At 46.6% G+C, this 15,198-nt stretch carries 9 protein-coding genes; 8 read left to right on the top strand and 1 reads right to left on the bottom strand.

Annotated features, from left to right (window positions below; translation table 11 throughout):
• Positions 1-66 precede the first annotated feature (66 nt).
• A complete protein-coding gene (locus ABC336_RS09130; RefSeq protein WP_413238366.1) occupies positions 67-2,382 on the bottom strand; it encodes a helix-turn-helix domain-containing protein in 2,316 nt (771 codons plus the stop codon).
• A gap of 250 nt (positions 2,383-2,632) precedes the next feature.
• On the opposite strand from ABC336_RS09130, the gene ABC336_RS09125 reads away from it, so the two are divergent.
• From ABC336_RS09125 to ABC336_RS09090, 8 genes are all read left to right on the top strand, one after another.
• Positions 2,633-4,186, top strand: coding sequence for an extracellular solute-binding protein (locus ABC336_RS09125; protein ID WP_413238365.1), 1,554 nt, complete (start codon positions 2,633-2,635; stop codon positions 4,184-4,186).
• A gap of 130 nt (positions 4,187-4,316) precedes the next feature.
• On the top strand, positions 4,317-6,026 hold the full coding sequence (locus ABC336_RS09120; protein WP_413238364.1) for a hypothetical protein: 1,710 nt from the start codon (positions 4,317-4,319) through the stop codon (positions 6,024-6,026).
• A 40-nt stretch (positions 6,027-6,066) separates the two neighbouring features.
• Entirely contained in the window at positions 6,067-6,987 is a 921-nt protein-coding gene (locus tag ABC336_RS09115) for an ABC transporter permease (protein WP_413238363.1), read from the top strand.
• The gene (locus tag ABC336_RS09110) at positions 6,981-7,841 is read left to right on the top strand and encodes a carbohydrate ABC transporter permease (RefSeq protein WP_413238362.1); all 861 of its coding nucleotides are present in this window, start codon (positions 6,981-6,983) and stop codon (positions 7,839-7,841) included. Before ABC336_RS09115 ends, ABC336_RS09110 begins: the two co-directional genes overlap by 7 nt.
• Before the next feature lie 631 nt (positions 7,842-8,472).
• Positions 8,473-9,186, top strand: coding sequence for a hypothetical protein (locus ABC336_RS09105; protein ID WP_413238361.1), 714 nt, complete (start codon positions 8,473-8,475; stop codon positions 9,184-9,186).
• A gap of 445 nt (positions 9,187-9,631) precedes the next feature.
• On the top strand, positions 9,632-10,819 hold the full coding sequence (locus ABC336_RS09100; RefSeq protein WP_413238360.1) for a hypothetical protein: 1,188 nt from the start codon (positions 9,632-9,634) through the stop codon (positions 10,817-10,819).
• A gap of 816 nt (positions 10,820-11,635) precedes the next feature.
• Complete coding sequence (locus tag ABC336_RS09095; protein ID WP_413238359.1) at positions 11,636-14,686, top strand: SIR2 family protein; 3,051 nt, start codon at positions 11,636-11,638, stop codon at positions 14,684-14,686.
• Between the two features lie 310 nt (positions 14,687-14,996).
• On the top strand, positions 14,997-15,134 hold the full coding sequence (locus tag ABC336_RS09090) for a hypothetical protein (protein WP_413238358.1): 138 nt from the start codon (positions 14,997-14,999) through the stop codon (positions 15,132-15,134).
• Positions 15,135-15,198: the final 64 nt, after the last annotated feature.

Raw genomic sequence — 15,198 nt, 5'->3', positions numbered from 1 at the left:
CGAAGTTAACGGCTATGACCACGCAGAGGGTCAATAGTATTCCCGGCCCAGGATCAACGCGCCGGATCAAGAAGAAAACGTCTGCCGGTACTCCGACGGGGTCAAGCCATGGATCTTCTTGAAGCTGCGCATGAAGCTGGTGACGTTGGCATAGCCCACCTGGCTGGCGATCTCGTTGATCGTCAGGTCGCTCTCCAGCAGCAGCGTCTGCGCTTCTTTCATCCGGACCTGGATGATATAGTCCACGAAATTCATCGTCGTATGATCTTTAAACGACCTGCTCAGATAGCTCTGACTCATGTTGAACATCCCGGCGAGATAATGGAGGGAGATGTCCGGATTGGCGTAATGCTCATTAATATAGTGGATCACTTTTTCGATCGTGTCCCCGGTCCGCTTCCTGGTTTTTTGCTTTTCCAGCAACCGGTCGATAATAGAGCTCACGATCTCATGAAGCAATCGCTTCATATCCTCGATCGTCTCGCATTGCTCCAGATTCTGCTCAATCTGAACATAATCCTCTTGCAAGTAGGCGGCCACCTTCTCGTCTGCGGAAGCCCTCCCGGCCCGATAGATGAGCTGCATGGCGAATTGCACCATCCCGTGATGAGTAAAGTTGCTATCGGCAGCGATGTCGAATATGACATCCATAGCCCGCTCCGCCCCTTCACGACTCACTTGTCTGATCGCTTCCAGCAGACGCTCCGCATGATCGTACACCTGAAGAACACCGCTCGTATCCTCTGCGATATCCATCCGTGTAATTACCGAATTCCGCCCCATGACCATCTTGTAACGTATCAACTGCTGCGATTCCTGGAACGACAGTTTGATGTCGCTGAATGCCCGGTGATGGCCGCCCACTCCGATACTGATCGTCCGCTTGAAGTACAGATCGACGGCTTTGCGCAGCGCATGGGCAAAGGAAAACGCGATTGATGCGTTCACCTCCGGCTGTTCGTCTTCAAAGTTGATGAGAATGGCGATCTGGAATTCATTGATCTGGATTGCGGCGCCGCGCAGCCCGTGCTCGTCGGCATGGAGCAATTCTTCGGCGACGTTGCAGATCGCATAAAGATACAGGTTCATATCCTTGTTCTGGTCATGCGAGAAGCGGTTGTCGAGCTCGGCAGTCATAACCAGGAAGTGCTCCGGACGCAGATAGATCCCGATCGTGTCGAAATACGTCTTGGCCGGCTCATAACGCGAACGATGCCCGGTAAAGATATCGAAGAGGATCTGCAGCTTGAGCGCCGGCTTGCTCTCATGCAGCTGCCGCTCGGCATCGGAATAGCTGGTCATCACATGCCGAATCCGGTTTTCCAGCGAGCCGAGGCCCGCCACGGTCTGTCTGCTCTTCAGACGCGGCCCGTGGGCCGGTTTTTCGATCAACTGTTCGATCTTATCGATGAATTGCTCCACAGGATGGAACCATGCCCGGTTCACGAACACCACGGAAGCGACGGACAGCAGGATCAGGAAGGCGGCGAGCGCGATCAGAATATTCCTTATGGTGAGATACAGGTCGCTGACTTGCTTCTGGGAGACGATGTAGACGACCTTCCACCCCGTGTAGGGAGAGGCAGAATAGAATACCCATTCGGCATCGCCGCCGTTTTTATGATGAATGGAGCCGCTGTCTTTGCGGGACAGCACTTCCTCGGCATATTTGTCGGAGGAGATCGTTTGACCGATTCTGGACTTGTCGTTGTGCGATAGAATCGTGCCCTGATCATTGATCAAAAAAACATTTCCGCTCTGGTTGAAACGAAGATCCGAGAACAGCCTGGATACGCTCTCTTCCTGGATGTGAAACGCAATCATCCCCGTTCGCTTGTCCGGCTTCTCGGCGACGGGGTAATGCCTGATCAAGGTTAGCGTATGCCGGGATACTTCCCGGTCGCTTGCAACCGGATCTGCCGTCCATGAATAATAGGGGCCCGCATCGCGGTAAGCTGCGATCCATTCCATGCTGTTCTGGCCTGGCAGCAGCTGATTGTGCGAATCACCCGACAGCACCGTATCATTGCGTTTGGAGTACAGATAGATCGAATAAATCGAGGGATGCGCGCTTTTCAAACTGTTTAATTGATTCTGGAGCTCCGACAGCCGGATTAAATAGTTCGACTCCTGACTCCGAAGGGTGCCGTAGTAGAACTGTGCATCATTCGTGTTCAGCAAATGAATCGCGGCACGGTCGATCTCGCTCAGCGTCCCGTCGATCCGTTTATTGATCTGATCGAGCATATTGAGATTGGAGAGCACCACTTCGTCCTCCAATTTTTGCGAACCGCTGACATAGGAGATAATCACCGTGCTGAAGATGATGATGACCAGGAGCAGGATGTAGACAAATTGAATGCGATCGGATAACCTTCTCATACGTTTGGTACCCCCAACTGTTGTTGCCTGCGTGTGTTTTTTTGTATTCCTACATCTTAATAAGCGCACGCTGGCGTGGCAAGTCGCATTTTTCAACCGGGCTTGCATTTCTTGCGATGGCTCCAAAAAACGCGAAATGTAAGCCGAAAATCAATGTTGTGACTGGCGGGACGGCTTGAATTCTCTTATAGTGAACCACATCGGGATGCGGAAACGCTTACTGACACTATTCCACTGAGGAGGTCATCAGATGCGCATCAATAAAAGAAAAGGGGCTTCAGGCATCATCCTCACCCTATTATCGGTCACGCTGCTCGTCAGCGCCTGCAGCAACGGGGGAGGCGGGGCAGCCAGTCCGGGCGAGGAACCGCAGCGGAAATTCTCGGCTTCCATCTATGATCGGGGCGCGATAGCGGCCGACCAGGGCACTTATGAAAAAAACAAATGGACCGACTGGATCGATCAGCAATCAGGCACTGACGTGACCTGGGTGCCCATCCCCCGCTCGCAGGAGCAGGACAAGCTGAATGTGATGGTCGCCTCCGGCCAGGCGCCGGATATCATTACTTCCTATGACCGGGCCATGCTGGCGCGCTTCATCAACCAAGGCGTCGCGCAGCCGATCGATGACTATATCGAGCAATACAGCACGTCGTACAAAGCTTATCTGGAGGAGCATCCGGAGCTGATCCCGCATCTGACGTTTGACGGGGAGATGTATGCGATCGCAAGTCTGAGACCGACCCGGGCGCAGACGCAGATCTGGATCCGCCAGGACTGGCTGGATGCCCTGGATCTGTCTATGCCGACCTCTGTCGATGAGCTGCTGGATGTCGCCAGAGCGTTCCGCGACGGCGATCCGGACGGCAATGGCGCGAACGATACGACGGCGATTGCGATGTCCTCCGCCTATGGCGCCATCATCGATGACTGGTTTATGGCGCGCAGCGGCGAGTGGTTCCTGGAGGACGGCAAGGCGATGCTTAATTTCTTCACCGGGCGGTTCGAGGATTCGCTGGCTTTCCGCAAGCTGGTGTATGAGGAAGGGCTGGTGGACAAGGAGTTTGTCACCGATCAGAATCATGCCAGACAAAAGCAGCTGTGGGTCACAGGCAAAGCGGGCATCATGTTCGGCACGATGCTGGACGGACCGTACCCTGAGTTTTTTGAAAATCAGCCCGATGCGGAGATGGTTCCCGTCCCGCCGCTCGCTGCCAAGTATGGCACCAACGGGTACCAGAAGGAACAGCCCAACTACTTGCTATCGATCATGAATAAGGACGCCAAGGACCCGGAAGCAATCATCAGATTCGTCGATTGGATGATCGAGGACGGCTGGAAGCCGCTGACGTACGGCGAGGAGGGGGTCCACCACGAGATCCAGGGCGAGCAAGCGGTCATCATCGATTCCGAGAAGTTCAAGAATGAAGTTTCTTTCATGGGAGAGTACCGAATCGTCCACCAGGAGCAGATGACGCCGGAATCGCTGATGGCAGCTGCGGGAGACGACCCGATCCAGCAGCAGATCGCGCGACTGCGCGGCGAGATGATCGAGATCTCCGAGGCCACGCCTTACCGCAAGGATTTCCCTTATCCGCCTACGGTCAATGAGTTCTCAGACGTATCCGGCCAGTTCGGCAAAAAGTGGAGTGAAGTCGTCACGCAGGTGACGATGGGAGGCCCTGCCCAGACACCGGAGTGGGGTGTGGAGCAGTTGCGCAAGGAATGGAATAACCTGGGCGGACCGGCGATCGACGAGCTCGTCCAGGAATGGTATGAGACCAACAAAGACAACTTGAACTAACGGCAGACGGTCAGGCTGCCCGCAATAAGCCGGAGAGGCATGGAATCGAATCGGCTTTCTTGTGAGGGCAGCCTGAAACGGAGCCGCTGTGCGTTAGGGTATGCCCAAGCAGACAGGAGGACGAACAACGATGAGGGATGAACAACGGTTGCTGGAGGCGCTGGAGCAGCGCTGGGCGGCATGCCGGTCTTACCAGGTGAAGGAGGCGGACAGCCACTGGCGAGGGGCGTTGGAGATCCCTGACGAGCAGTACGAGGGGATGTCCGCTCAGATCGAGGCTGGGCTGCAGCTGACGGTGCCCTTGTATTGCCATGCCGGTTCGAGCTGGTACCGCGACGAGGAGCTGCTCGGGGTGATCGAGGAACAGATCGCGTATCTGCTTCGCTCCCAATATCCCTCGGGCTGCGTCTCCTTGATCAATTGCAATATCGACTCTCCGCCGGACACGGCTTTTGCCGTCCATATCGCGTCTCTGAGCTACCATGCGCTGGCGTCGGTTGGGGCTCCGGAAGCAGGGGCAGCCTCTGATCAGTTAAAGCTGTTCCTGGAGCGGGCGATCCCGTGCCTGCTGACCGGCGGCGTCCATACGCCCAATCACCGCTGGGTGATCTGCGGGGCATTGGCCTTGCTGTATGAGATCTTCCCCGACGAGCGGCTGCGGGAGCGTGCCGACAGCTATCTGGCAGAGGGACTGGATATCAATGCCTCCGGCGAGTGGACGGAGCGGAGCAATGCGGTCTACAATGCAGTCTGCTGCGACTTCCTCTATCATACCGCGCGGGTGTTTGGCTATGACGATCTTCTCGAACCGATCGCCAGCAATCTGAAGATGATGACCTATATGCTCCATCCGGACGGCGTCATCGTCACGGAATACTCCAGCCGCCAGGACCGCGGCAGGAAGTTTCAACTGAGCGATGAGTATTATGTGGCCTTTACTCTGATGGCCGCACACACTGGCAATGGCGAGTTCAAGACGATGGCAGGCGAAGCGATCCGTCATCCGAACAATCCCGGGATCGCGCTGCTGTACTGGATGAGGTTCCCGCAGGTCATGAGCAGCGAGATCGTACCGGCCGCGCTTCCTGAGACTTACGAGGTGATGCTCAATGAAGGCAGCCAGGCTCCCGTCTCGGGCGCTCTGCCGCTCATCCGAACGTCCGTGCATGCCGGCTCGCCCCTGGTCCGATACAGGCACGACGAACTGAGTGTGACGATCGTGTCGGGGCAGCCGGAATGTCTGTATGTGCAATATGGCCAGGCGAGAATGATCGGTCTGCGATGGTCACTGGGCTGGTTCGGCATCGCAGGCGCGCCGATGCAGCAGCTCGTCAAGCAGCGGGAGGGTGTCTATGAGCTGTCGATCGAGCTGGAGGGCTCCTATCGCGGGCCGTTGGCAGGCGCGGACAAGGGCCGGACCGGACGCTCCGTCTTTGATTATACCAACACAGGCCGCGACAAAACGCATATCTCCAAGCTCAGGCTGCGTGTCGTCATCACATTAGAGACGGATGGCTTGTCTGTTCAGCTGCATACCGACGGGCATCCGCATATCTTTGCACAAGCAGTGCTGGTCTTTGATGGTTCAGGTGCTGTTGCGGGGGAGGGATGCGAGCGGCTCGCCGATCATCTGTATCTTCAGACGGCTGGCAAGCTCGTTTACCGGAGCGGGGACGACATCATCGAGGTGACCGGCGGCGGCGCGGAGCACCGCTATGCCTGCCTGCGCAACGATCATATGGACCCGGAGGCCTTGAACGTGATCTGCAACTATGTGACGCCGATGGCGGCAGAGCTTCGCTTTGCATGCAAGAAAGCGGGGAAGGGAGTGACACCATGATGACCAAGAGCAGTGGTGTGATGCAAAGCGAGGCGATTCGATGAATCAGGGCAGCTCTCGCATGTGGAAGGATATCGTCCGGGACAAATATTTGTATTTGTTTTTGCTGCCGGGACTCATTTTCTTCGTCCTGTTTAAATATGCGCCGTTGTATGGCGAGATCATCGCCTTCAAAGACTTTCGGATAATGGACGGGATCTGGGGCAGCGAGTGGGCGGGGCTCAAGCATTTTGACCGCTTGTTCAGCGACCGGGATTTCTGGATCATCTTGCGCAATACGCTGCTCCTGAACCTCTACAGCATCCTGTTCGTCTTCCCGGCGCCGATCGTGCTGGCGCTGCTGCTGAACGAGGTCCGCAGCCATTGGTTCAAACGGTCGCTGCAAAACATGCTGTATCTGCCGCATTTCATCTCATGGGTCGTGCTGGGGGGCGTCATCATCTCGATCCTCTCGCCGAGTACGGGGCTTGTGAATATCATCCTGTCCAAAGTGTTCGGCATCACGCCGATCTACTTCATGGCCAGTCCGTTCTGGTGGCCGATCGTCTTCACGCTCTCGTCCATCTGGCAGACGGCGGGCTGGGGGACCATCCTGTATCTCGCGGCGATGGGCAATATCGACCCGCAGCTCTACGAGGCGGCCAAGATCGACGGAGCGAGCAAGCTGAGACAGATCTTCCATGTCACCTTGCCGGGGATCCGGGGCACCATCGCGATCCTGCTCATCCTGCAGATGGGCAAAGTGATGGATGTCGGCTTCGAGCAGGTCTTCAACCTGCAGAACAGCGCTGTCTTCAGCGTGGCGGATGTCATCAGTACGTACGTCTATCGTATGGGTCTGCTGGGCGCGCAATATAGCTATGCCACGGCGGTAGGGTTATTCCAGGGCATCATCGGACTGATCCTCGTACTGCTCGTGAACAAAGCGATCAAGTCGATGGGGGAGGGAGGACTATGGTAAACGTCAACCGAGCGGCCCGGGTGTTGAATGGCCTGTTCCTCATCCTGTGCGCCTTTGCGGCGCTCTTCCCGATGCTCAATGTGCTTGCCGTCTCCTTCAGCAGCAGCCGCTCGATCCTGGCGGGCGAGGTGTTCCTGTGGCCGGTCGAGTTCAATATTCAAGCCTTTGCAAAGCATTTCGAGTCAGGTCTGCTGTTCACGGCGATGCGCAACACGGTCATCATCACCGTCGTCGGGACGCTCCTGCAGATGGCTGCGACGACGCTGACGGCCTATTCGCTGTCCAAGAAACGGCTGCGGGGCCGGGCATTTTTCCTGCTGATGATCCTCTTCACCATGCTGTTCGGCGGCGGGCTGATCCCCATGTTCCTGCTGCTGCGCAACCTGCACATCCTCGACACCTTTTGGGCGATCTGGCTGCCGGGGCTGATCAGCGTCTACAACCTGTTCGTCATGAAGTCCTTCTTCGAGGGGTTGCCCAAGGAGATCGAGGAATCTGCGACCATCGACGGTGCCAACGATCCTATGATCCTGGGGAAAATCGTCCTGCCGCTCAGCAAGCCGATCCTGGCGGCCTTGTCGCTGTTCTACGCGGTCGGCCTGTGGAACGTCTATGCGCAGGCCCTGTACTTCCTGACCAGCACCAACCTGATGCCGCTCATGGTCCGATTGTACCAGCTGATCCAGGTCAACTCACTGGACAGCATGCTCGACAACTCCGAGCTGAACCTGGTCCAGCCGGAGAGCATCAAGGCCTCCGCCATCGTCATCTCGGTCTTGCCGATCCTGTGTGTTTATCCGTTCTTGCAGAAGTATTTTGTGAAAGGGGTATTATTGGGGTCGGTTAAGGGGTGAGTAGGGGAGTGTGATGAGGAGTTTGCTAGATCGTATTGCGGGAAGAAGCCTCTTTTCTGCTTTGGGCAGAGAGGGGCTTCTTTTGTCGATGGGTAAGATAGTTCTAGCGAAAATAAAAAATTCCAGATTTGGGTTAACTGGGCCTTTAGACCCTGTTATAATGAAAGGAGGAAAATAACACTTATTCAACTAGAATATTGTACCTACAACGGTAACGGAGAGGCTGGGAGCCGGGACCATGCCTTGCAAGCCGCACTTCTACACGTTCATCTTGACCCGACCAGAGACAATGATTTCAACGTGGGTGTCCACAAGTGCAACCAGGCTATCGTCAACTGAAAAATATCGCTCCTACGGTGATATCCTCATCCACTTCATCGACCAGGAAGAGACGTTGAATCTCGGTCCTGCTGATTTGAGGAAACCAACTATGAGCACGTCCATCTGTGCTGATTGATGGGAACGTGATTGGGTTTTTGAAGTGAGGGAAGATTGATTTTTCGACTACGCAGAAGACCATTGTTATGAAAGATAATTAACAGAAAGATATGGCTGATAGGTTTCGGAATAGGCTATATCGAGAAGTTAGTGAAAAAACTTTAGGTGCAGTAAAGTTTAGGAGTGTGAGAGCATGAGACCAGAGGAAGAACTTGTGAAAGAGATCATTATTCAACATATTAAAAGCTCGGAAGACAAGGACGCATACGCAATTAATGGTGAAGATCCACCAGACTACTATTTGAGTAATAATGGTAAGAAAATAGCTTTAGAAGTAACTAACGCTGAAGATGTGTTTCTTAACGATGAAGGGGAAATTGAACATGCAAGAAGGGGGTTAGACACTTCTATTAGCAAATATATCAGAACATTAAGAGAGAAATATGATGGTCATATCCCGAATAATGATTCTATTATTATATTTTTCGAAGGACCGTTTACTGACTTTCATAAGTTTAAAAAACACCTTGATGGTTATATAGACGATATTTGTAAGTTTAATAAACAGGCAGATGATGAAATTAAGTTATTTGGTGGAAAAATCAAATTAAAGAGGATAAGTAATAATGTGAATAAAATAGTTGGTATTATTGGGGTTAAGTCGAATAGGTTCTCGGGGAACATTGAAAAACACGCGGAAGTAATATTGAAGAAAATAATTGAAACGAAAGAAAGAAAAATAGATGGTTCCTCAGTAGATGAAAAATGGATAGGAATTTTAAATAATTGTGTGCTAGCAAATATAGATACTTTCCGGAGGGTATTTAAGCGGATAGAAGTAAAGCATGATTTTAAAAGAATATATATTGTTGATCATGAGGGTAGTATCAGAGATGTCCTCAATTGATTTCACTATAACCGTATTCATGCGGCAGGATAAGTCTTAGATATGTCTGTATCTCGTTTTTGATTCGTTTATCGGTTAGTGTTGTGAAACCTCTCCTAACCTGTATAGAGAGTGGTTTTGTGAGGTTATTGCCTGTAGTGAAGGGATGAATTCAAAAGCAACTGGCGGACATCATCGCTTTTAACGTAACATAATAAATAATGTAAAAAATATTGTTTATGAAGAAGTTTTGGAGTTCGTAGTTCAAGGGTCATCCATGATTATTATGAATTTTATAGCAGTCGTCTATTTTTTAGTATTACTATTAGCGTAATGGCCAGCACGAATACGATAATCAACACGTGAGCGAAATGAACTTTTCTCAGAAAATGAATGTAACGAATGTAGCGCAATCTTCTTAGAAGTATAACGGTAATAAAATATACATGACTTATGGAGGATTATTATGAAGGGTTTATTGTCAAAATTTTTTGTAGGTTTTCTAATTACATTGTTTGTCGCTTTCCCCTCAGTGATAGCCGCTTCTGATGATTCCGGACTTACACTTCAAGTCAAAACCCATCAAAACGTTATGCCTGGCGAGGAAATATTTCTTCAAATCAAATTTTCAGACCAGGAGGCGGTAGAGCTAAGCGGCCTTGATAAAGCTGAAATTGTCCTCCAGTACGACGAAAAAGTATTTTCGACCGAAGGAAGGTTAATGGTTGATGAGGCTGGTAGAGAGGTGTGGCGCGATGATATGCATACATACCGCTCAGTGCACGAAGGGATTGACGCTTTTGGGCTTGGCAGACCTTATCCGCAAGACGTAGATCCATCAGATGGGATGCAGGAGATCGTCCTTACACTGAACGGAGACGAAGTGATATGGGCGCCCGAATGGGAGCGCGAAAACATCTTAACCATTGGCTTGTTTGTACGTAAAGACGCACCTGCAGGCACATCGGTGATAAGCTTGCGGAATACTATACTGACGGATCGTCATGGCAACGTTCTTAAATATCAAGTCTCTCAACCGAACGTGACAGTTCAAACTCCCGTCGCTCTGGATGTCGTTAAAGGAACTCTACAGCCTTCACCAGATCCATTTATCCTTACTGTTGGTCATGGCACTGAAATGAATTCCAGTGCCTACTTTTTAACAGGCCCCAAATCTTACATTACTAACATGCTTGAATGGGAGTCTTCGGATCCTACGATATTCGAAGTCACCCATAAAGGCTCTGTTCGGGGTGTAAAGCCCGGCACGGCCACGCTAATCGTCCGATATGGTGAAATCAAAGCCCATCATCCGGTAATTGTAATTAGCTCCTCCGAAAATCACCCGCAAACTGAGAGACACTATAATAACCGGGATTACATCCAGGTCAGAGTGGATGACAGTCTGAGCGCAATGGGGCGACTTGTTGATGGTCACACCTACATCCAACTGAGGGCACTGGGTGAATCGTTGGGATTTAACATAGGTTATGATCAGCAGGGAAAACACCCCATTATCAATGGCACCCCAGTGAAAGCATTTAAGAATCTGGACGGCAAAACCTATATAAAAGCCAGGGACATCCAGCCTTTGCTTGGAACCGATTTTCATTGGGATAACAACAACAAAATTCTTTCTATAAGTAAAAAGTAATTGCTATACAAGACTTATACTTAATAATCAAGATCCGTTTTGGCGATTGCAATAGTTACTCCAAAGCCGATCCTGATATTATCTTTATGCGGATGAAAGAAGATCACATGAATGCGAACCTGATTTGGGGGAAAATGAAAGCCAAGCCCAAAATAGCCCTTGAGGGTGAGTAGTGAACCGTAGTCTATTCTCAGTGTAAAGTCGAAGTCGAAAGCATGTTTGGTCAAATCAAGGAGAACCGCAACTGGTCGTTTCGTCGAGTTCGGGATATGGCATTGGCCCACAATCTCCTAATAGTGGCAGGCATCAACCTCGCTATAACTCATGTAAAGCATGCATACAAAAAGAGTGGACGGAAAACCTTATGTTTTGGGACTGACCCCAAAGCGTGAGACAAATTAAAACACCTTCAAGAGAAGCCAACAGCTTTACTTGCTCATCGGTAAGCCGCCGAGGTTTGCCAAGTGAATGGCCAAGAGCTAGACCTTCAATTCCCTCACGAGTATAGCTATGAATATACCCGGCGGTGGTTTTCTCCGTGCGTTTGATCATCTTCGAAATGGCTTAAATTGTGTGTCCCTCAAGCCGATGGAGAACGGCTAAGTAACGCTCATACATCCGTTTGTCGGATGTCTCGTGGAGAGCCTTTTTAAGGATTTGCTTTTCTTCGGTCGTTACCATAAGATCACATCCTAAATGGTTGTTGTTTCCTCTATTAACTCATTTAGGTCAGGTCAATTTTCCGAGGTGCAATTCTTTAATTCAATCTATATAGCAGATTGAAAAGTTGATCAATTAACGAGAGGTGATTTCCCAATGTTAATTAAGAAAAATCTGGATATTGAAGCGATATTGGAGGCAATGAACAGAGATCATCTTGTATTATTTGTCGGTGCAGGGGTTTCAGCAAATTCTAATTTGCCCAGTTGGACGGGGCTTGTAAAAGAATTTGCAACTGGATTAGGTATTAATAGGGAGATAAGCTCAGATGACTTTTTAAAAATTCCGCAATATTATTACAATCAAAGAGGGAAAAATGAATACTTAAAAAAGATAATTGAAATTTTCGATACACCATTGTCTCCGAATATAATACATAGTTACATTTTAAAATTTAAGCCTAGACATATAATAACAACAAATTATGATAATTTAATTGAACAAGCAATAGAGAAAAATTTCATGTTTTATGATTCAGTAAAAGAGGATCTTGATCTTCCCTATTCATCTAATGGAAGAATGCTTATTAAAATGCATGGGGATTTATCCAAAAAAAATATTGTTCTAAAAGAGGATGATTACTTAAACTATTCTACTGAATTCAAATTAATAGAATCTTATGTGAAATCAATTTTTATTAATAACACAGTACTTTTTGTAGGCTATTCACTTCAGGATTATGATTTGAAATTAATACTGAAAAATCTGCAAGGGATACTAGGTGACCACTTTCAAAAAGCCTACTTGATTGATTCTTCAGAAAATCCTAGACTTTCTGTGGAAAAGGATTATTTCAAAAATCTCGGTGTGAATTTGATTGATATATTTGATATATCAAAAGAGTATTCTGATAAAGAAATTTCTGAACTAAAAGCTCCTCAAGGAAAAAACATTGTTAGAATTCTAGATTATATTCTTCAATATAGAGAGTCAGTTAGCAATCCCTTAGATTTTTGTTATGATAAATTTCAGGCTTTTGATAGCTTGAATGCAGTTAGATTGAAAGATATAATTAATTTACTCGAAATAGGTAATTACTTCATAGAAGAAAGAACAACTTTAAAAGTGTTTCCCACCAATGATGATAATTTTTTTATTGGTCTTATTAATCGTTTAAATGCTATAAAAAAGTCATATGAAAAACAAGATGGTGAAACAAAACGTAAATATGACTATATTAATTCTACGTTCGCAAAGACAAAACTGTCAAAGGTAATTGTTGAAGATCAAGAATTTGTATTTGATGTATCATATCGAAATGAGCCAGATATCATCAAAAATGTATTATTTAACGATTATTATTCAGTAAATCTTGTAGCCAAACAAGATTATAAAATGATTAGTGATTTCGAAAACAAAATCGTTAATGAACTAATGAGGGCATATGCAAAATACTTAGTCAATCAATTTGTCTCTGCATTTGAAATCCTTGAGAAAATTTCAATAGAATCTTATCGTAAAAAAGATTTTATTCTGCTATATATTATTGAATTCAACAAGAGATATTTAATTAGGAAACTTAAACGTAACAAACTAGGTGTTCAGACGGTAATCTTGGGAACTGACTTAGGAGAAAGCGTTTTTGTTGAACAAATCGCTACAATTATTGAAGTATATGAAAATTCTAATCTTAAAATAAATGATGTTTATGATATGTTGGCTCGAAAAGATAAGGATAAAGTGAAATTCATTCATGATTTATTGCAAGAACAAGGATATGTATCCCAACAACTACTTCGTATTAAAGAGTTAACTGAGAAAGTGGAAAAGGATTTAAATACCAAATTCAGTAATCCTGATTCTACATCAGTTAACAATATGGTCAGTGAAGTACAGGAGTTTTTTGATTATACGCATAGTAATTTTATTATGTTGGATCAATACTCAGAAGTGAAAGAGTATTACTATCTTTATATAAAATCATTGCTCAGTACTTATTCAGTTAAAGAAAAGTCCGAAGTTCAAACAACTGAAGATGCTCTTTTTTCTGGATTTTTGTTTCATCGATTACCGAATCATCGTTTTTCAACTAAAGATGTCTTCATAACCTTGAAGTATATGGATTGGAAAAAATTGAATGAATTATTAGAAGAATATAATATAGATGAAATTGAAATATCGTTTCCTAGCATTCATTTAAAGGGACTATTCTCAAACTTAATCACAAGCTATTTAAAAATTGAGTATGTTATTGGTTTGAGAGAGAATTTGAAAAATATGTTATGTTTATTTTGTAAGATAAAGATCAATAGGGATGACTTAAATGAGTTAATTGATAACTTGCTAAGGCTATTGAGTTCAACGTATGTGGAGCATGAAATCTACATCGCATTATTAAATTTTTTATATGCCCAAAAGAAAAAACAGAATATAGAACATTCGGTTATTACCGAATTAATTATAAATTTTGTAAAAAAAATATTAGATTTAAAGTATAATGGACATCAAGGAGGATTTGAACTTGAAGCGCTCAATTATAACGGATACATTCAAGGACTAGTCAATCTAATCGACAAGAGTGAATTCGACAATATTAGTATTGAAATAGATATAAAAAAGTTAATCCTCTCGATTGAACATGGAAATCTATCAAATAATAAGTGGAGCATTATACTTCGAGTTCTAATACCGCTGTATAGATTTTTGGATCCAGTAGATCAGAAATCAGTAAAAGCAACTATAGAAGAGTTCTTATTACAAAACTTTGATGTTAAGATATATGGTGCAGCTTGTGATAATGATATTTTGCTTTCAACTGTGAGTTATGAAGAAAGACTATTTCTAAAAGTACAACAAACAAAAAATGAAATTGAAAGAAGTTCATTGAGAAGTTATCCTGATCCTTTAAGAAGCGAGTTAGGAGTAGTGGTTGTACTTTTACGGCATAACAAGATAATTAATAATGAGCCTTTCAAAGAGTTTATTGGAATTGATGACTTTTATGATTTAGTGCTTCAAGAGGATAATTTTGATTATCAGAAGTTCAACTTGGAGTGGTTTCCATACCTCAATGAAGATGAGGTCAAGAAAATACTCAGTAATCCAATTAACAAGGGAATTTTAAGAAAAAAATTCATAAAATCACTTATGGAAGATAAACTCGAAACTAAGATCAAACAGTTTTATTTGGACTATTTTGAGTCATGAAGTATTTAAAAAAGTGATGGTTCTCAGTGTACTTCAAACCACATCTCCAAGGAGATGTGGTAAGAAACACACCCAAAAGTGAGCGGCGGGAAGCGTTGATTTTATTGAAACATAGGTTGAAGTCGGCAAGAACCTGAAATGCACTGAACATAGTGTTTTGTCCTGCTACTTGTTTAATGGCGGAGAGTTTGCCAATATAGCACTAGCTGTAACCACCCTGTCACATCCCCACTCCCTAACCAATGCACTAATCTGATATAATGGAAGCCAACTGGTATTCGGACACATTGCATCGGAAGGGGGAGCAGCCATGGGCGTGCCTGTAGGCGTGTGGATTGCGGCGGTTATTATCTTTATCATCTTGACCTGGATGACGTTCTGGGTGACGAACAAGGCGTATTCACGCAAGTGGGAAAACGAGAAGGATCATGATAGTTTGAAATCCTGAGCATTCATCTACCACATAACGAAGCACCATCTACCGTTAGCGCGGAGGATGGTGCTTTTTTCAT

The sequence above is a fragment of the Paenibacillus jepli genome, from assembly GCF_047238105.1.
In the GTDB taxonomy this organism is placed as follows: domain Bacteria; phylum Bacillota; class Bacilli; order Paenibacillales; family Paenibacillaceae; genus Paenibacillus_D.
The sequence above is the reverse complement of the archived record's forward strand: the minus strand, read 5'-3'. Positions and strand labels throughout refer to the sequence as shown.

Coding starts and splice junctions, on each gene's coding strand:
- ABC336_RS09125 (WP_413238365.1), top strand. CDS start 2,633: ATGCGCATCAATAAAAGAAAAGGGGCTTCAGGCATCATCCTCACCCTA.
- ABC336_RS09095 (WP_413238359.1), top strand. CDS start 11,636: ATGTTAATTAAGAAAAATCTGGATATTGAAGCGATATTGGAGGCAATG.
- ABC336_RS09100 (WP_413238360.1), top strand. CDS start 9,632: ATGAAGGGTTTATTGTCAAAATTTTTTGTAGGTTTTCTAATTACATTG.
- ABC336_RS09110 (WP_413238362.1), top strand. CDS start 6,981: ATGGTAAACGTCAACCGAGCGGCCCGGGTGTTGAATGGCCTGTTCCTC.
- ABC336_RS09120 (WP_413238364.1), top strand. CDS start 4,317: ATGAGGGATGAACAACGGTTGCTGGAGGCGCTGGAGCAGCGCTGGGCG.
- ABC336_RS09090 (WP_413238358.1), top strand. CDS start 14,997: ATGGGCGTGCCTGTAGGCGTGTGGATTGCGGCGGTTATTATCTTTATC.
- ABC336_RS09115 (WP_413238363.1), top strand. CDS start 6,067: ATGAATCAGGGCAGCTCTCGCATGTGGAAGGATATCGTCCGGGACAAA.
- ABC336_RS09105 (WP_413238361.1), top strand. CDS start 8,473: ATGAGACCAGAGGAAGAACTTGTGAAAGAGATCATTATTCAACATATT.
- ABC336_RS09130 (WP_413238366.1), bottom strand. CDS start 2,382: ATGAGAAGGTTATCCGATCGCATTCAATTTGTCTACATCCTGCTCCTG.